The following is a 16,238-nucleotide window of genomic DNA, read 5'->3' on the forward strand; positions in this document are numbered from 1 at the left end:
CTATTCCTGGAGGGTCTCCCAGATGTCCCGGTCGCGTTCGGCGGTCCACACCCGGGGCCGGTTGATGCCGTCGAGCTCGTCCCACAGCCGGGAGACGTTGAACGGCAGGCAGTGTTCGAAGATGGGCCAGCCGCCGTAGCGCGGTTCCAGCGCGGCGTGGACGGCGTGGAAGGCCTCACGCAGCGTGCCGTCGGTCTCGAAGACCATCGAGACCTCGCGCAGCATGGTGTCGAGGAAGTCGCGGGTCTGGCCGATGGCGGCGTTGACCTCCTCGTGGCCCCACACGCAGGCGCCGCGACCGCCGACGAGGGTGTCGGCCTCGAAGGAGGCGACGTGGTCGAGGGTGGTGGTGGCCCACTGCCGGTGGTAGGCGTCGCCGGTGTACAGGGCGGCCTGGGCTTCGACGAGGTCGCCGGTGAACAGGATCCGCTGTTTGGGCAGCCACGCGACGATGTCGCCCTCGGTGTGGCCGTAGCCGCAGTGCGCCAGCACCAGCTGGCCCCGGTCGCCGCCCAGCTGGATGGTCATCTTGTCGGCGAAGGTGATGCTGGGCCAGGTCAGGCCGGGTATGGACTGCGGATTGTCGAACAGCCGGGGCATGCGGGCGTACTCGGACTCCCAGTCGTCGGTGCCGCGTTCGGCGATGAGGCCGCGGGTGTTGTCGTGGGCGATGACCATGTCGGTGCCGAAGGCGGAGGCGCCCAGGGTGCGCACCGCGTGGTAGTGGCTGAGCACCAGGTACCGCACCGGTTTGTCGGTGTGGTGGTGCAGTTGTTGCAGCCAGGCGCGGGCGGCGTGCGGGGTGGCCATGGCGTCGAAGCAGACCACGAAGTCCTCGCCCTCGATGGCCCCGACGTTGGGATCGCCTTCGGCGGTGAGCGCGTACACCCCGTCCCCGAGTATTTCCAGGGTCTGTTTCTTGGGCGCCAGATCGGCGCTGGAGGCGAAGGGTCGGCTCATGGCGATGCTCCTGTCTTCTCTTGCAGTCTACAAACGCCCGTCCCCGACAACGGGTGTTGTACGGGGACGGGCGGTGTGCGGCGACAGGAGCGGTGGTCTTCTCAGGCCGTGGCCTCGGCGGGTTCGGTCTCGGCTTCGGTGGGTGCCAGCGCCTTGGTGCGCAGCACCAGCGTCAGCGCGGTGATCCAGGCGACGGCCAGCACGGCGAAGCTGACGTAGTAGATCGGGGCGGTGGCCTCGAGCGCGCCCAGGATGGTGTTGGCGTTGGTGCCGACGATGATGCCGCCGACGGCGACGCCGAGGATGCGGGTGGGCAGTCTGCGCACCAGCCACGCCGCGATGGGGGCGGCGATGACGCCACCGATGAGCAGGGCGGCGACGGTGGGCCACACGACGCCGTCGATGGCGCTGCCGAAGCCGAATCCGGCGGTGGCGGCGATGGCGACGGCGAACTCGGCGGCCGACACCGAGCCGATGATCTTCTTCGGGTCGAGGCGTTTGGAGGCCAACAGGGTGGGGGTGGCGATGGGTCCCCAGCCGCCTCCGCCGGTGGCGTCGACGGTTCCGGCGACCAGGCCCAGCGGTACCAGGAACTTGGAGCGGGGCGGGGGTTTGGTGGGGTCGACGGGGGCGTGGCCGCGGCTGAAGCGGATCAGCAGGTAGGCGCCCAACAGGAGCAGGATGCCGCTGGTCCAGGGTTTGGCGTTGTCGGCGGGGATGGACGACAGGGCGTAGGCGCCGATGAACGCGCCAACGGCGCCGGGGACGGCGATGCGGGCCACGACGTTCCAGTCGATGTTGCCGAATTTCCAGTGCGAGGCGCCCGACACCAGGGTGGTGCCGATCTCGGCGAGGTGCACCGAGGCGGAGGCGGCGGCCGGGTTGAGGCTGGCCAGCAGTAGCAGGGAGGTGGAGATGACGCCGTAGCCCATCCCCAGCCCCCCGTCGATGAGCTGGGCGGCTATGCCTACGAAGGCGATGATGATCAATGCGGGCATGGTCAGTCCTTCACATAATCCCTATATTGTCGACTTATTTAGTGGGATTAGTAGGCTATCTTACTCCCCCGACGCGAACCAGTCCAGTGATGTGAAGGGCCATGCGATACCGGCCAAAAGGCCGATGCGGGATCCGGTGCCGGAGCGGCGTACCAGCCGCCTCACGGACACAGTGGCCGGATTTTGGGACCGACACGCATCGCCACAGCGGCGGAATTGTCCACTACTTCTACTAATATGGTCGAGAACATAGACTTTCGCCCCGGACTCGTGGAACGGTGGCCGCATGGACATCTCGCTACTCGTCATCGTCGCCGGCGTACTCGTCGGCCTGTCGGTCGGACTGACCGGAATGGGCGGTGGTGCCCTGATGACGCCCATCATGGTGCTGGTCTTCGGGGTCAACCCCACCGCCGCGGTCGGCAGCGACCTGACCGCCTCGGTGGCCATGAAACCCGTCGGGGCCGTCGTTCACCACCGGGCCGGAACGGTCCGCTGGGATCTCGTCAGATGGTTGCTGCCCACCGCGATACCCGCCGGTTTCGCCGGGGCCTGGCTGATCAGCCTGCTCGGCGACGGGAAGGCCGTGCAGGACGGACTCAAACTCATCATCGGCGCGGCACTGCTGCTGGCCGTCGTGGGAATGTTCGCCCGGATCATCCTGTCCCGGCGGCGCGGCACCGCGACCACCGACGGACCGACTCGCATCAAGCCGGTACCGGCGCTGCTCATCGGCGTGGTCGGCGGCCTGATCGTCGGTGTGACCTCGGTGGGCTCCGGATCACTGATCATCGTGCTGCTGATGCTGACCCACCCGAGGCTGCGCGCCAACGAACTCGTGGGCACCGACCTGGTGCAGGCCATCCCGCTGGTGGCCTCGGCCGCGCTGGGGCACTGGATCTTCGGGGACACCCAGCTGGCGCTGGCCGGAACCGTCCTGTTGGGAGCCATCCCCGGCATCTACGTCGGCGCGAAACTGTCGGCCCGGGCGCCGGAGTCGATCCTGCGCTGGGCCCTGGCGGTGCTGCTGCTCGGCTCGGGCATGGCGCTGTGGGACGTGCCGGGCGTCGTGACGCTGCTGGCCTGCGCCGCGCTCGTGGGCATCGCCGTGGCCGCCCACTTCATCGGACGCGCCGGTGACCGTGAACCCGTCGGCCTCACCGGCGACGATGACGCCGCCGAGCGCGAACCGCGGCCGGTGGCCACGAGCCGGTCAGCCGCCGATGGCACCGCCGAGGCGGAACCGCAACCGGCGGCCACCGGCACCTCGACGCCCACCAGCTAGTACGTCTTTTCGTGGCGGCGACGGCCTCGGGCCGTCACCGCCACGCCGCTGGGTCGGCGGCGAGTTTGCGCACCGCGGCGGGCAGCTTGCCACCGGCGACGTCGGCAAGGGTCACCGACTCCAGGATCTTGCGTTCGCTGGCCCGCAACGCGATCCACACGTCCCGCAGCGCCGCGGCGGTGCCGTCGTAGTCCACATGCTCCGGACGCTGGCCGCGCACCCCCACCAGCGGGCCGTCCACGACCCGGATGACATCGGCCAGCGAGATTTCCTTGGCCGGACGGGCCAGCCGGTGGCCGCCGTCGGGGCCGCGCCGCGACTCGATGAGACCGCCGCGCCGCAGTTGCAGCAGGATGGACTCACAGAACTTCCCGGGGATCTTCTGGGCTCCGGCGACCTTCTCCGCCGACAGCCACTCCTCCCCCACCGAAGTCAGTTCCACGGCGGCGCGCAGGGCATAGTCGACACGGGCGGATAGACGCATGGAACCTATTGTCACCTATCCGACAGGGCGCACCGCGCCGGTCACAGCAGGTCGCTCGGCGGCGGGGTCTGTGCCAGCGCGAATCCGGCCGCCGCGGCCCGCCGGTGTGCCGCCGCCTCGGCGTCGTCCCGCGCGGCGTAGGCGTCGGCGAGTCCCTGGTGGGCCCGGGCCTTCTCGTATCCGGCGTCGGCCTCCTCGGCCAGTGCCAGCGCGACGTGGTGGTACTCGATCGCGGCCTCGGGCTGCTCGGCCTGGGCGCGGAACACCCCGGCGAAGTTGTGGATCTCGACGCGCAGGTCGGCGTGGGTGACCCGGGGCGTCAACGCGATCGCCTCCCGGTGCCGTCGCCAGCCCGCCCGGGTACTGCCGTTGCGGTGCAGCACGATCGCCAGGATGCTCAGCGCGTAGCTCTCCACCGACGGGTGCGACAGGTCGCGGGCCGCCGCCACCGCGCGCTCCAGAGTGGTCGCGGCCTCGGCCAGCCGTCCCAGTCGCGCCTGGGTGCGGCCCAGGCTGGTCAGCCCGATCGCGACCGAACCCGGGGCCAGCGACTCCCACACCGCCACCGCCTCGGCGAACCGGTCCAGGGCGTCGGCGAAGACCTCGTCGCGGTAGTCCAGCCGTCCCAGTTCGTACTGCGACACCGCCACCCGGCCGGGCACCGCGGCCTTGGCGTACAGGTCCCGGGCCTGTTCCAGATAGGACCGTGCCTCGCGGCTGGAACCGCAGTCGCTCAACAGCACCCCCAGGGCCCCGGCGGTCTTGGCGCGTTCCTCCACGTCCAGGTCCTGGGCCAGGTCGTAGGCGGCGCGGATGTGCCCGGCGCCCTTGTCGTGCCGTCCGGCGCAGTTGTAGGCGTTGCCGAGGCCCATCAGCAGCTGGCAGCGCACCCGCGCGTCGGCGTCCTCGCCGAACGCGTCCAGAACGGTGTGCTGGGCGGTGATCCAGGCGTCGTACATGCCGCGCCGCCACAGGTACCGCCACAGTCCTGTCACCAGTCGCAGCGCCTGGTCGCGGTGCCGCGCGGCGGCCTGGTCGATCGCGGCCAGGAACACGTCGACGCGCGGCTCCACCCAGGCGTCGGCCTCGCCCGCGCCGTCGAACTCCGGCGGCGGGACGGTCGTGTCGACCCGCAGTTGCGGCCGGGGACCGTAGATGTGGCCGTCGGCGCCCAGGACGCCCATCGCGTACCAGTCGTACAGGCGGCCCAGCCGGTCACCGACGTCACCGGCCGCGCGGGCCGCGAACTCCTTGACCAGATCGTGGACGCCCCAACGGGACTCGACCCGGTGCGCGAGGTGGGCGGCCTCCAGGCGCCGCAGGCTGCGGTTCACCTGCGCGACCGGACGGCCCACGGCGTTGGCCAGTGCCGCCGCGTCGGCCTCGCCGCTGGGGTGGGCGCCCAGCAGTTCGAAGACCTCGCGGGCGGCGGGATCCAGTCGGCGGTAGGAGGACTCGATGGTGGCGGCCAGGCCGCCGACGGTCTCGCCGGGCCGCGACAGGGTCGCCAGCCGGTCGCCGGACTCCAGGTCGGTGACCAGTGCGGACAGTTCCTCGGCCGAACCGGAGGGCAGGCGACTGGCGGCCAGCCGGATCGCCAGCGGCAGGTGGCCGCACAGTTCCGCCAGTCGCTCCAGCTGGTCGCGGGCCTCGGGGGCGGCGGTGACGTGGGCCGACAGGATCGCCACCGCGTCGGGTGTGGACAGTTCGCCGACGCCGATGGTGGCCACGTCGTGGTCGACTTTGAGGCCGCGCAGGTCGTCGCGGCTGGTGAGGACGGCCAGGCAGTTGCCGTCGCCGGGCAGCAGTGGCCGGACCTGCGCGGGGCCGGCGGCGTTGTCCAGCACGATGAGGACGTTCTTCTTGGCCAGCGCCGTGCGGTACATGCCCGCCAGCTCCGACTCCCCTGTGGGCAGGTCGGAGTCGTTGTGGCCAAGGGCTCGCAGGAATCCGGCCAGGATCCGGGATGTCGGTACCGGTTCCTCGCCGGAGTAGCCGCGCAGGTCGGCGAACAGCTGGCCGTCGGCGAAATCGGCGGCGACGCGATGCGCCCACCACAGGGCCAGCGAGGTCTTGCCCATGCCGCCGGGACCGACGAACGCCACCGCGCGCCGTCCCCGCGCCACCTGGTCGTCGGCGGCGCGCAGTTCGGCACTGCGGCCCACGAAGCCCGGCGGCGGCTCGGGCAGCTGCGCCGGGACGGGTTCGGTGCTGGTCTTGGCGGCGGCGGTGTCCGACAGGGACGGATCGTCGGCGAGGATGCGGCGCTGTAGTTCGGCCAGCCGCCGCGACGCGTCGATGCCGAACTCGCGGCGGAACCGGGAATCGGTGCGCCGGAACGTCTCCAGGGCCTCCACGCCGCGTCCGCACCGGTACAGCGCCACCATGTACTGTCCGATGAGGTTCTCGTTGTCGGGATGGCGGTTGTGAAGCTGCGACAGTTCTCCCAGGATGGTGGCGTGGTTGCCCTGGGCCAGTTCCGCGTCGAACAGGTCGGTCCACAGGCTGACGTGTTCGGGTTCGAGGGTCACCGAGATCGCGTCGGCCCAGCGGCAGTCGACGCGCGACAGCGGCGAGCCGCGCCACAGCCGCAATGCCTTGCGGCGCAGGCTGATCGCGTCGGGGTGGTGGGCGGGGACGTCGCGGGCGCGGGCGGCGAGGGTTCGCATGGCGTGGACGTCGACGTCGGTGTCGGCGACGTTGAGGGTGTAGGTACCGCTCTTACCGGTGATGGTCGCGCCCGTGTCGGACAGGAGGGAACGCAGCCGGGTCACATACGGCGACAAGGTATTACGCGGATTGGCGGGGGCGTCACCGTCCCAGACCCGCTCGATGATCGTGTCAGTGTCCACCGGCGTACCCGGCGTCCAGGCCAGACACGCCAACACACACGCCTGCTTCGGCGTACCCGCCGAGACCGGCTCACCGTTGACGACGATCGACACGTCACCGAGCAACCGGATCAGCGGTTCATCGCCTTGAGTAAGCATTCTTATATGCAACCATGTGCCCGGATTCGTCCGTTACGGGTCCACCCCGGACCGAAGCCGTGTTCCAGCGGTTACCGGTGTCCCGGTTCGGGAACCACCATCGGGGCTCCGGTGGTCGGGCAGTCGACCACGACGCTGGGGAGGTCGAAGACGTCGTCGACGAGTTCGGCGTCCACGATGGTCTTGGCGGGGCCCTCGGCGACGACGCGTCCGTCCTTCATGGCGATCAGGTGGTCGGCGTAGCGGCAGGCCTGGTTGATGTCGTGCAGGACCGCGATGACGGTGCGGCCCTCGTCGCGCAGCCGGGCCAGCAGGTCCAGCAACCGGTACTGGTGCGCCAGGTCCAGGAACGAGGTCGGCTCGTCCAGCAGCAGGTAGGGGGTCTGCTGCGCCAGCACCATCGCCACCCACACGCGTTGCCGCTGCCCGCCCGACAGTTCGGTGACCAGCCGTTCGGACAGGTCGGCGACTCCGGCGGTGGCCATGGCCTCGGCGACGGCCTCCTCATCGGCGCGCGACCACAGCGACAGCGCCGACTGGTGCGGGTACCGGCCCCGCGCGACCAGTTGCCGCACCTTGATGTCGTCCGGCGACAGTGGATCCTGCGGCAGGAAGCCCAGGGTCCGGGCCAGTTGTTTCGCCGGGTGCGCGGCCAGGTCGGCCTCGTCGAGCCGGACGGAGCCCTCGGCGGGGCGCAGCAGTCGCACCAGGGCTCGCAGCAGTGTGGACTTGCCGCAGGCGTTGGGTCCGACGATCACGGTGAACGCCCGGTCGGGGATGTCGAGGCTCAGACCGGTGGCCACCACCCGGTCGCCGTAGCGCAGGGTCAGGTCGCGGGCGGACAGCCGCACGGGGTGGGCGTTGTCGTTCATGAGCGTTTCACCTCGGTGGTCAACAGCCAGATCAGGTAAGCCCCGCCGATGGCGGTGGTGACGACGCCGACCGGCAGCGACACCGGCGCCAGCAGCAGTTGCGCGCCCAGGTCGGCCACCTGCAACAACACCGCGCCGCACAGGGCGGCCGGGAGCAGCGGCACCCCGGGGGCGCGCGCCAGGCGGCGGCCGATCTGCGGGGCGGCCAGCGCGATGAACGCGATCGGCCCGGCCACGGCGGTGACCGTCGCGGTGAGGCCGACGCCGATGGCGATCATCGTCAGCCGCAACCGGCCCAGCCGCACCCCGGTGGTGGCGGCCACGGCGTTGCCCAGCGCGGCCTGGTGTACCGCCCCGGCGCGGGTGACCATGGCGGCCAACAGCACCACGATGATGGCCAACGGCAGTGCCACGTCGGCCCAGTCGACGCCGTTGAGGGAGCCCGCGCTCCAGCCGACGGCGGCGATCGCGACCTCCAGTTCGGCGCGCAGCACGATCCAGGAGTTCAGCGCGGTCACCATCGCGTTGACGGCGATGCCGATGATGATCAGCCGCAGCCCGGAGACGCCGCCGCGCATCGCCAGCAGGTAGATCGTCGCGGCCACGAGCAGACCGCCGATGACGGAGCTGGTCGCCAGTTGCACCGATGTTCCCGACAGGACGGTCAGGGCCACGAGGGTGCCGGTGTAGGCACCGGCGTCCAGGCCGATGACGTCGGGGCTGCCCAGCGGGTTGCGGGTGAGGTTCTGGAAGATCGCCCCGGCCACGCCGAGGGCGGCGCCGAAGACGATGGCGGCCAGGACGCGCGGCAGCCGCCAGTCGCGTACGACGACGACCGAGTCGCCGGTTCCGGCCAACGCGGCGATCACGTCGCCGGGGCTCTTCCACGAGGCCCCGTAGCACAGGCCCAGCAGGCCGACGGTGAGAATCGTGGCGACCAGGGCGATCGACAGCACGGCGGTGCGGCGTTCGACGCGCACGAACCGGTCACCGGTCTTGACGAGGAGGAGGGTCACGTCGCCACGGTCCGATCACGACGGACGGCGGCGATGAGGGCCGGGCCGCCCAAGAACGCGGTGACGATGGCGACCGGGACCTCGCCGGTGGGCAGCAGCACCCGGGCGATGGTGTCGGCGGCCAGCATCAGGATGGCGCCCAGGACGACGGCGTAGCCGATGAGCCAGCCGACGGAGCCGGTGGCCAGGCGGCGCGCCAGTTGCGGCACGATCAGGCCGACGAACAGGATCGGGCCCGCCACCGCGGTCGCGGCTCCGACCAGAGTGGTCACGACGATCAGGGCCGACAGCCGGATCCGGGTGACGTTGGCGCCCAGGGTGTGCGCGACGGTGTCGCCCAGGGACACGGCCGCCAGCGGGCGGCTCAGCAGCAGCGCCGCGACCAGGGCGAGGCCGATGACGGTCAGCGGCACCGCCAGCGGCGCCTGTTCGCGGCCCGCCAGCGAACCCACCGACCAGAACCGGTACTGGTCGAACACGTCGGGCAGCATCAGCCGCAGTCCCAGTCCGATGCCGGTCAGGACGGCGCTGAGCGCGACCCCGGTGAGGACCAGCCGCAGTGGACTGGAGCGGCCGACGGCGTAGACGAGGGTCGCGGCGGCGACGGCTCCCAGCGCGGCGAAGCCGAGTTCGGTGACCGCGCCGGTGGCCAGGCCCGCGGCGGCGCCCAGGATGACGGTGAATCCGGCGCCGGAGGTGACGCCCAGCAGTCCGGGTTCGGCCAGCGGGTTGCGCGTCAGGGTCTGGATGAGCACTCCGGCCACGGCCAGGGCGGCCCCGACGCCGATGCCCAGAAGCGCCCGGGGGATCCGGACATCGTGGACGACGAGATGGTCGTCGCCGCCGTCGAAGGCGAACAGGGCCCGCACCACCTCGGCGGGCGGGACGGAACGGGCACCGACGCCCAGGCCGACGATCACGGCCGCGGCCAGCAGCACCAGCCCGGCCGCCAGCACGAGGACGTGCCGGGCGGCCGGGCTTCGGGTGGTGGCGGGGGTGGTCGTCACTTCTTCAGCAGCGGTGCGAGTGATTCGTCGAGCGCGTCCAGGGCGAGCAGGGCGTCGCCGTAGGTCGCGGCCTCGGTGTAGCGGATCGGGAAGGTCTTGCCCGCCTTGACGGCCGGGAGGTTCTTCCACAGTTTCGAGCCCAGGACGTACTTGACCGACTTGAGCGGTTCGCCGTCCGGGCCGACGGAGTAGGTGATGGCCTCGGCGTCGCCGAGGGCTTCGGGCAGTTCCTCGATCGAGGGGTATTCGCTGACGTCCTTGGAGCCGCCGCCCTTCTCCTTGACCTCGCCGTAGTAGGTCGCGCCGATGTCGTTGGCGACGTTGGTGCCCCAGGAGTCGTCGAACTCGCGCTGGAAGGTGCCCTTGTCGATCTCGCCGTAGGCGCCCACGTGGGCCAGCTTCACGTCCGGCAGCACGTCACCGTACTTTTCGGACAGTTCCTTCGCCTTGTCCTCGTAGTCGCCCTTGGCGGCGTTGAAGCCCTTCAGGGCGCCCGCGGCGTCGGCCTGGCGTTGCGAGAGGTCGCGCCACGCCGAGGGCACGGTCGGGCCGATCGCCACGACCGGCGCCACCTCTTCCAGCCGCTTGAGGTCGACGTCGGCCAGCACCGGCTTGGGGACGCCGATGACGATCAGGTCCGGTTTGGCCTCGGCGATCGCCTCGTAGTTGGTCTCGGCGGCGGCCTCACCGGCGACCTTGTCGAGCTTGTCGTAGGTGGCCTTCTCCGACTTGGACATCATCGGGACGCCGCGTTTCCAGGTGGAGATGCCCACCAGCGGCGCGTCGGCCTCGATCAGCGCCGGGACGGCGTAGCCGGTGGCCACGACCCGTTTCGGGTTCTCGGGGATGGTGATCTTTCCGTTGTCGGCCTTGACGACCCGGGTCTTCCCGGCGGCGTCGTCGCCGCTGGAACCGCAACCGGCCGTGACCAGGGCGCAGGCTATCGCGACGGCGCCGAGCAGGCGCCAGTTCTTCCGCATGGTTTTCCTTAATCGTGTGAGTGGGAGTGGTTGTGGTCGTCCTCGTCGTAGTCGGCGACGCCACGTTTCCAGTAGCCGGTGATGTTGTGGTCGGCCTTGTCGAGCTTCAGGTCGTCCCGGACCCAGCGCCGCAACGGTTTCAGGCACCCGGCCTCCCCGGCGGCCCAGACGTGGACGCGTTCGCCCTCGGGGACGGTCACCGCCGTGACGGCCTCGGCGAGCAGGTCGAGCGATCCGGCGGGTGCCTCGCCGCGATGCAGCCAGGTGACCGCGACCGCCTCGGGCGGCGACAGCTGGATCTGTTCGTCGGCGTCGGCGACCTCGATGAAGGCCCAGCCCTTGGCGTCGCGCGGCAGTTCCTCCAGCCAGCGGGCGATGGCGGGCAGCGCGGTGATGTCCCCGGCCAGCAGGTACCGGTCGTAGCGGAACGGGACGATGGCGCCGCCGGGCGGGCCCGCGACGTGGATGGTGGCGCCGGGCGCGACGGTGCGGGCCCAGTCCGCGCCCAGGCCGTCGCCGTGGACGGCGATGTCGATGTCGAGTTCGCCGGTGGCCGCGTCGAAGCGCCGCACCGTGTATTCCCTTGTGGTGGGTGAGGGGCGGGGCCAGGCCAGCATCAGGCCGTTGGGTTCGGGCAGCCGCAGGGTGCCGTCGGGTTCGGGGTAGCACAGTTTGACGTGCTCGTCGGGGGCGTGGGCTTCGAAGCCCTCGGTGCCGGGGCCGCCCAGGGTGACCCGGATCAGGCCGGTGCCGACGGGGGTGGTGCGCAGGACCTCGGCCTCGCGGATCCGGATCGGGTACGGCACCCGGGCGGGTTCGGTGCCCGCCTTGACCTCGGCGATCAGCTCCCGATGCCGTTCCCGGTCTTTCAACCACCTCATGCGCGCTCCCAACAGTGAACCGAAAAGTTAGCGGAGCCTAACCTAACTAAATCGGCGGGCGTGGTCGAGGTGGACCGAGGCGGACTCTCGTCACGCCGACGGGGCGGCCCCGGGACGCACGATCATGAGCACCACGACGATGACCCACAGGACGTTGTAGATCCCGGCGAGCATCGCCAGGGTGCGCAGCTGGCGGCCGTCGTCGGGGGTCTTGAGGGCCTCGCGCTGCCGGGGATGGATCTGCACGGCCAACAGCAGTGCCGCCGCGGCGGTCAGTCCCATCGCGACGGTGATCCAGATTTCGCCCATCCGGTCCTGCAGGGTCGCCAGCGCGATCCCGGCGATCGGGACGATCAGGCCGACGGCGGCGTACCCTCCGGTGATGCGGTGCAGCAGTCTCGCGGTCGCCGGATTGCGTTCGCCCGCATCGGTTTCGGGCAGGACCGGGGCGTAGCGCGGGAACAGGCTCGCGGCCACGGCCGAGCCGCCCACGAAGACGATGCTGGCCACCACGTGGATCGACAGCAGGACGAGGTTCATGACAACTCCAAGCTTCAGGGTTGTTGAAGCTTAATCGAAGCTTCAGGTGCCCTGAAGGCTGGGGTCGCGTGGCTCAGTCCGGCCGCTGGTCGCGAAACGCGTCCAGCACCGCCCGGCCGATCTCCCGCTGCACCGGATCGGCCTCGGCGCCGAACAGTCGCTCGTCGACCTCGGCGATCACGTCCTTGGCCGCCGCCAGCAGCCGGGTGCCCTGCTCGGTCAGCTCGATGGTGGAGGCAGAACCGGCGCGGGCCTTGCGATCGCGCACCAGCCCGGAACGCACCAGCGTCTTCACCGTCGCGTGCACCGTCTGGACGCTCGTGCTGGACATCCGGGCCAGGTCACTGAAGGACGCGCCGGGAACCGCGTTGATGTGACCGATGAGACCGAGCCTGCTGACCGTCAGGTCCAGCGGCGCCAGCCCGGCGTTCAGCTCGGACTCGATCCGGCGCGCCAGGGTCAGCACGATGATCGAGGCACTGGTCACCGGCGGTTGAGAGTTCGTGGTCACCGGCACAGTCTTCCGTATCGCGGGCTGTTAAGGCATCGACCGTCAGCTCGACGGTCACGGCGTCGCCCACGTCCAGGCCCTCGGCCCGGCGCACCCACGCCTTCACCGGCACGATGTAGCCGCCGTCCCTGGGCCACAACGACGTCGTCCAATGGGTGTCGTTGATCCGGACGCCGACCGGGATCATCCCCCACCCGTAGGTCACCGTCGCCGAGGCGTCGGCCAGCAGCGCGCACTCCTCGGGCGGCACGGTCACGAAATGCCACGGCGCCGGGCCCCGCCAGTACCACAGCTGGCCGGTGAACGCGATCTCCATCCGCTCACCTTAGGACTGTGCGTCGCGCAGCCGCAGTGCCTGTCCCATCAGGAACTGGGTCATGGCGGTGAAGTACGCGCGGAAGTCCGGGTAGCGACCGACCTGCTCGCCGTCCAGCCACGTCACCTGTCCGGCGTCGGGAAGACCGGTCCGCACGATGGCCACCAGGTGCCGCATGCCCCGACCGGCCGCCACCGGCAGCAGCGCGTCGTGGTCCAGGCCGATGTCGTCGAGCACCTCGTCGTCGGCGTAGATCGTCAGCAGTTCGTCGGCCAGCCGGTGCTGCCCGCTCCCGGACAGCTCGGCCAAACCGAACAGGTCCATGTCGAAGTAGAAGTACGGCCAGCCGTTGGCGTGCGACAGGAACTCCCGGTAGGACGTCGGAAGCCGTTGCCCCGTCTGGATTTCGAAGGCCGCGATCTCGACCTCGGTGGCCTTGGGACGCGGCGGCGAGAACGGCTCCAGCCGACCCGGGTCAGCCTCGGCGATGGCCTGCTTGGCCACCACCATCTGGCCCAGCAGCACCGACCAGACGGTGTCGGCCGCGTCCATCATGAACGCACCTTACCGGGCCACGCAGGCGGAGTACATATCCGAAATGGTGACGACCCCGGCACCCTGGGTGGGACGTGGCGCACGTCGCGGCGCGAAATATCGTCGGGGCCCGGACCGCTGTGGACAGCGGTATCCGACAGCGAAGGGAAGCGCGACGTGAACGACACCCCACAGACACCCGACCCGATCCGGGGCAGCGCCCGGGGCGACGCGGCCGTGCCGCTGTCCGTCCTGGACCTGGCCACCGTCAGCTCCGGCAGCGACGTGGCCACGGCACTGCGCACCACCACCGACAACGCCCGGCAGGCCGAAGCGCTGGGGTACCACCGGTTGTGGGTGGCCGAGCACCACTCCATGCCGGGCATCGCGTCCTCCTCCCCCGCGGTGCTGCTGGCCCACCTGGCAGCGGCCACCGACACGATCCGGCTCGGCTCGGGCGGGGTGATGCTGCCCAACCACGCGCCGCTGGTGGTGGCCGAACAGTTCGGCACCCTGGAGGCGCTGCACCCGGGCCGCATCGATCTGGGCCTCGGCCGCGCCCCGGGCACCGACCAGGCGACGATGCGGGCGCTGCGCCGCCACAACGACCCCGACCCCGACGACTTCGACGGCCAGCTGGACGAGCTCGTCGGTTTCCTGGACGACGCCTTCGGCCCCCGCCACCCGTACGCGCACATCCACGCCGTCCCCGGTCCGGTACAGGCGAAGCTGTCGGGCACGACCGCGTCGCGGCCGCCGATCTGGCTGCTGGGTTCCAGCGGCTACGGCGCCCGACTGGCAGGACAACTGGGGCTGCCGTTCGCGTTCGCGCACCACTTCGCGGCCCGCAACACGCTGCCCGCCCTGGAGCTGTACCGCGAGAACTTCATGCCCTCAACGGTTCTGGACCGTCCCTACGCGATGGTCGCGGCCAGCGCGGTCGCCGCCGACACCGAGTACGAGGCGGCCCGGCTGGCGCGCACGATGGGGCTGGCCATGCTGCGCGTCCGTGGCGGGCGGCCCGGCCTGATGCCCTCGCCCGAGGAGGCCGAGGCGTACCGCTACTCCGACGCCGAGGCGGAGTTCGTGCACTCGTGGCTGGCCAACGTGGCCTTCGGCGAGCCGCACGCGGTGCGGCAGGAACTCGACGAGCTGATCAAGGCCACCCAGGCCGACGAGCTGATGATCGTGTCCAACGTGCACGGACACGAGACCCGGCTGCGGTCGTTCCGGTTGATCGCCGAGGCGTACGGGATGGCCTGAACCAACGCGGGCCCTGTTCCGCAACCACCGAACCTCTTGATACATATGTACGAATAGCTGATGCCCCAAGATCACCAACGGGGCATGCTGTTGCGTCATGGACCTTAGAACATCTGATCGAACCCGGTTCGCCGCACCCCGGTACGTCGTCGAGACGCTCCGGGTGTGGCGGGCCGGAACCCGAGCCGAGCGGCAACAGCTGCGGCTCATCTCCGACGTGGGCCGTCGGCAGTGGACGGTGGTGCACAAGACCGGCGGACCCCGTCCCCGGGTCACGGCCTCGGCCTACGGCGGCCAGAACGACGCGATGACCGCCATCGGCACGGTGATGGCGGCCTCCGGCCAGGACTGGGACGAGATCAGCCCCTACTCACACCCGTGGGCTTAGCACCGGTCCCCCGAACCGCGCGCCCACGCGGTCCGAGGGACCACCGAGCCGGGTCTGGCCGCCCGGCTCACACCGACCCGGCGACGTGGACGAAACCGCCGCCGAACACTCGCCCGCCCGACCGCGTGGGGCGGCCGGGCGGACCAGCGGGGACGTCACGGGTGAAGACGTCGCCGGGTCGGCGTCACCAAAAGCGCGGCCCCGCTCGCCAAGCTTCGGCGCCGGGCGAAGTCCGGCTGCCGTCGCCGGACGCGGCTCAAGCCGCCCGACCCCGCGCTGGCTCGGGGGCGGTGGGGAGTGGCGCCACCGTCCTGGCTCGCCACAGGGCGTAGAGGCCGCCGAGGCCGAGAGCGGTGATCACGGCGATGGCCAAGCGCATTCCCGCCAGCCCGTAGCCGGTCAGTCCCCATAGGATTGTGGCCAGTGCCGGGGCCGTTCCCAGCCCGAGCTGGCGCGCGAAGCTCAGGGCCGCCGACACCGAGCCCATCATGTCGGCCGGGGCCGCCGCCATGGCCATCGCGGTCTGGGCCCCGGTGAACAGGCCCGCGCCCACTCCCAGCAGCCCCAGCCGCCAGGCCAGGTCCGCGATGGTCCACGTTTCGCCGAACCAGGCCATGGATCCGGTGGCGGCCAACGGCACCGCCAGGCCGAGGATCGCGGTGCGGCGCGCGCCCCAGTTGTCGGTGAGCCAGCCGCCCAGCGGGCTGAACAGCACCATCCCGGCCGGGAGCACCAGCAGCACCAGTCCGGCCAGCGCGGAGTCGGCGTCGAGGTAGCGCTGGATGTAGAACGGCACCAGGAACGAGACCGCGAGCTGGCCGGTGACTTGCGTCCACAGTGCTGTCATGGGGGCACGGACGCCGGGGACGCGCAGGAGGCTCAGCACCAGTCGCCCCGATTCCATGCGGCGCCAGGCCAGTACCGGCGGGATCGCCAGCAGCGCCACCGCCAGCCACGCGTAGCGGCCCTCGGCGGCCAGCGGCAGGTGCGGCAAGAAGATCGACGACCAGCCGATGTTGTCGATCATGACGCCCACCGCGGCGGTGCCGGCGATGGCTCCCAGCGGGCCGATGGCGAACATCCAGCCCATGGCCCGGCCGCGCAGCTGGGGTCGCACCGCCGCCGAGGCCAGCACCGGCATGAGCACGAACAGCAGCGCCCCGAAGCCGCCCTGGACGACGCGGGCGGCGATCACCAGTCACCAGCGGTCGGG

General features: G+C 70.9%; 17 protein-coding genes. 3 read left to right on the top strand and 14 right to left on the bottom strand.

What is annotated here, in order from left to right:
- Together SNAS_RS18635 and SNAS_RS18640 are read right to left on the bottom strand one after the other, a co-directional pair.
- On the bottom strand, positions 1-960 hold the full coding sequence (locus tag SNAS_RS18635) for an MBL fold metallo-hydrolase (RefSeq protein WP_013019006.1): 960 nt from the start codon (positions 958-960) through the stop codon (positions 1-3).
- A 101-nt stretch (positions 961-1,061) separates the two neighbouring features.
- Positions 1,062-1,958, bottom strand: coding sequence for a sulfite exporter TauE/SafE family protein (locus SNAS_RS18640; RefSeq protein WP_013019007.1), 897 nt, complete (start codon positions 1,956-1,958; stop codon positions 1,062-1,064).
- A 286-nt stretch (positions 1,959-2,244) separates the two neighbouring features.
- On the opposite strand from SNAS_RS18640, the gene SNAS_RS18645 reads away from it, so the two are divergent.
- Positions 2,245-3,243, top strand: coding sequence for a sulfite exporter TauE/SafE family protein (locus SNAS_RS18645; protein ID WP_013019008.1), 999 nt, complete (start codon positions 2,245-2,247; stop codon positions 3,241-3,243).
- Between the two features lie 34 nt (positions 3,244-3,277).
- On the opposite strand, the gene SNAS_RS18650 is transcribed toward SNAS_RS18645, so the two are convergent.
- The 11 genes from SNAS_RS18650 to SNAS_RS18695 form a co-directional block, all read right to left on the bottom strand.
- Positions 3,278-3,727 carry an RrF2 family transcriptional regulator gene (locus tag SNAS_RS18650; RefSeq protein ID WP_013019009.1) on the bottom strand — a complete coding sequence of 150 codons (450 nt, stop codon included), beginning with the start codon at positions 3,725-3,727 and terminating at the stop codon, positions 3,278-3,280.
- Positions 3,728-3,768: 41 nt separating this feature from the next.
- Positions 3,769-6,717, bottom strand: coding sequence for an AfsR/SARP family transcriptional regulator (locus tag SNAS_RS18655; protein ID WP_013019010.1), 2,949 nt, complete (start codon positions 6,715-6,717; stop codon positions 3,769-3,771).
- A 71-nt stretch (positions 6,718-6,788) separates the two neighbouring features.
- Positions 6,789-7,589, bottom strand: a complete 801-nt coding sequence (locus tag SNAS_RS18660) for an ABC transporter ATP-binding protein (protein WP_013019011.1) — start codon at positions 7,587-7,589, stop codon at positions 6,789-6,791.
- Entirely contained in the window at positions 7,586-8,605 is a 1,020-nt protein-coding gene (locus tag SNAS_RS18665; RefSeq protein ID WP_013019012.1) for a FecCD family ABC transporter permease, read from the bottom strand. The genes SNAS_RS18660 and SNAS_RS18665 overlap by 4 nt, the downstream gene beginning before the upstream one ends.
- On the bottom strand, positions 8,602-9,612 hold the full coding sequence (locus SNAS_RS18670) for a FecCD family ABC transporter permease (protein WP_013019013.1): 1,011 nt from the start codon (positions 9,610-9,612) through the stop codon (positions 8,602-8,604). Before SNAS_RS18670 ends, SNAS_RS18665 begins: the two co-directional genes overlap by 4 nt.
- Positions 9,609-10,592: an ABC transporter substrate-binding protein gene (locus tag SNAS_RS18675; protein ID WP_013019014.1), complete on the bottom strand. Its 984-nt coding sequence runs from the start codon at positions 10,590-10,592 to the stop codon at positions 9,609-9,611. Before SNAS_RS18675 ends, SNAS_RS18670 begins: the two co-directional genes overlap by 4 nt.
- 8 nt (positions 10,593-10,600) lie before the next feature.
- Positions 10,601-11,473 (bottom strand): siderophore-interacting protein, encoded by an 873-nt coding sequence (locus SNAS_RS18680; protein WP_013019015.1) that lies wholly within the window; start codon positions 11,471-11,473, stop codon positions 10,601-10,603.
- A 90-nt stretch (positions 11,474-11,563) separates the two neighbouring features.
- Entirely contained in the window at positions 11,564-12,013 is a 450-nt protein-coding gene (locus tag SNAS_RS18685) for a hypothetical protein (protein ID WP_013019016.1), read from the bottom strand.
- 73 nt (positions 12,014-12,086) lie between these two features.
- Complete coding sequence (locus tag SNAS_RS36785; RefSeq protein ID WP_425281047.1) at positions 12,087-12,470, bottom strand: MarR family winged helix-turn-helix transcriptional regulator; 384 nt, start codon at positions 12,468-12,470, stop codon at positions 12,087-12,089.
- Positions 12,355-12,840, bottom strand: coding sequence for a DUF1905 domain-containing protein (locus tag SNAS_RS37680; RefSeq protein ID WP_211207204.1), 486 nt, complete (start codon positions 12,838-12,840; stop codon positions 12,355-12,357). The genes SNAS_RS36785 and SNAS_RS37680 overlap by 116 nt, the downstream gene beginning before the upstream one ends.
- Positions 12,841-12,849: 9 nt before the next feature.
- A complete protein-coding gene (locus SNAS_RS18695; protein ID WP_013019018.1) occupies positions 12,850-13,395 on the bottom strand; it encodes an SMI1/KNR4 family protein in 546 nt (181 codons plus the stop codon).
- A 156-nt stretch (positions 13,396-13,551) separates the two neighbouring features.
- On the opposite strand from SNAS_RS18695, the gene SNAS_RS18700 reads away from it, so the two are divergent.
- Both SNAS_RS18700 and SNAS_RS18705 read left to right on the top strand, forming a co-directional pair.
- Entirely contained in the window at positions 13,552-14,637 is a 1,086-nt protein-coding gene (locus SNAS_RS18700; RefSeq protein ID WP_013019019.1) for an LLM class flavin-dependent oxidoreductase, read from the top strand.
- Positions 14,638-14,734: 97 nt separating this feature from the next.
- Complete coding sequence (locus tag SNAS_RS18705; protein WP_013019020.1) at positions 14,735-15,025, top strand: hypothetical protein; 291 nt, start codon at positions 14,735-14,737, stop codon at positions 15,023-15,025.
- Positions 15,026-15,281: 256 nt separating this feature from the next.
- On the opposite strand, the gene SNAS_RS18710 is transcribed toward SNAS_RS18705, so the two are convergent.
- Positions 15,282-16,220: an MFS transporter gene (locus SNAS_RS18710; protein ID WP_013019021.1), complete on the bottom strand. Its 939-nt coding sequence runs from the start codon at positions 16,218-16,220 to the stop codon at positions 15,282-15,284.
- Positions 16,221-16,238 lie beyond the last annotated feature (18 nt).

The organism is Stackebrandtia nassauensis DSM 44728 (genome assembly GCF_000024545.1).
Lineage (GTDB): Bacteria > Actinomycetota > Actinomycetes > Mycobacteriales > Micromonosporaceae > Stackebrandtia > Stackebrandtia nassauensis.

Bases quoted from the DNA above. Each gene is read 5' to 3' on its own strand.
- SNAS_RS37680 (WP_211207204.1), bottom strand. From the start codon at position 12,840: ATGGAGATCGCGTTCACCGGCCAGCTGTGGTACTGGCGGGGCCCGGCG.
- SNAS_RS18650 (WP_013019009.1), bottom strand. From the start codon at position 3,727: ATGCGTCTATCCGCCCGTGTCGACTATGCCCTGCGCGCCGCCGTGGAA.
- SNAS_RS18695 (WP_013019018.1), bottom strand. From the start codon at position 13,395: ATGATGGACGCGGCCGACACCGTCTGGTCGGTGCTGCTGGGCCAGATG.
- SNAS_RS18675 (WP_013019014.1), bottom strand. From the start codon at position 10,592: ATGCGGAAGAACTGGCGCCTGCTCGGCGCCGTCGCGATAGCCTGCGCC.
- SNAS_RS18705 (WP_013019020.1), top strand. From the start codon at position 14,735: ATGGACCTTAGAACATCTGATCGAACCCGGTTCGCCGCACCCCGGTAC.
- SNAS_RS18685 (WP_013019016.1), bottom strand. From the start codon at position 12,013: ATGAACCTCGTCCTGCTGTCGATCCACGTGGTGGCCAGCATCGTCTTC.
- SNAS_RS18645 (WP_013019008.1), top strand. From the start codon at position 2,245: ATGGACATCTCGCTACTCGTCATCGTCGCCGGCGTACTCGTCGGCCTG.
- SNAS_RS18660 (WP_013019011.1), bottom strand. From the start codon at position 7,589: ATGAACGACAACGCCCACCCCGTGCGGCTGTCCGCCCGCGACCTGACC.
- SNAS_RS18640 (WP_013019007.1), bottom strand. From the start codon at position 1,958: ATGCCCGCATTGATCATCATCGCCTTCGTAGGCATAGCCGCCCAGCTC.
- SNAS_RS18680 (WP_013019015.1), bottom strand. From the start codon at position 11,473: ATGAGGTGGTTGAAAGACCGGGAACGGCATCGGGAGCTGATCGCCGAG.
- SNAS_RS18655 (WP_013019010.1), bottom strand. From the start codon at position 6,717: ATGCTTACTCAAGGCGATGAACCGCTGATCCGGTTGCTCGGTGACGTG.
- SNAS_RS18635 (WP_013019006.1), bottom strand. From the start codon at position 960: ATGAGCCGACCCTTCGCCTCCAGCGCCGATCTGGCGCCCAAGAAACAG.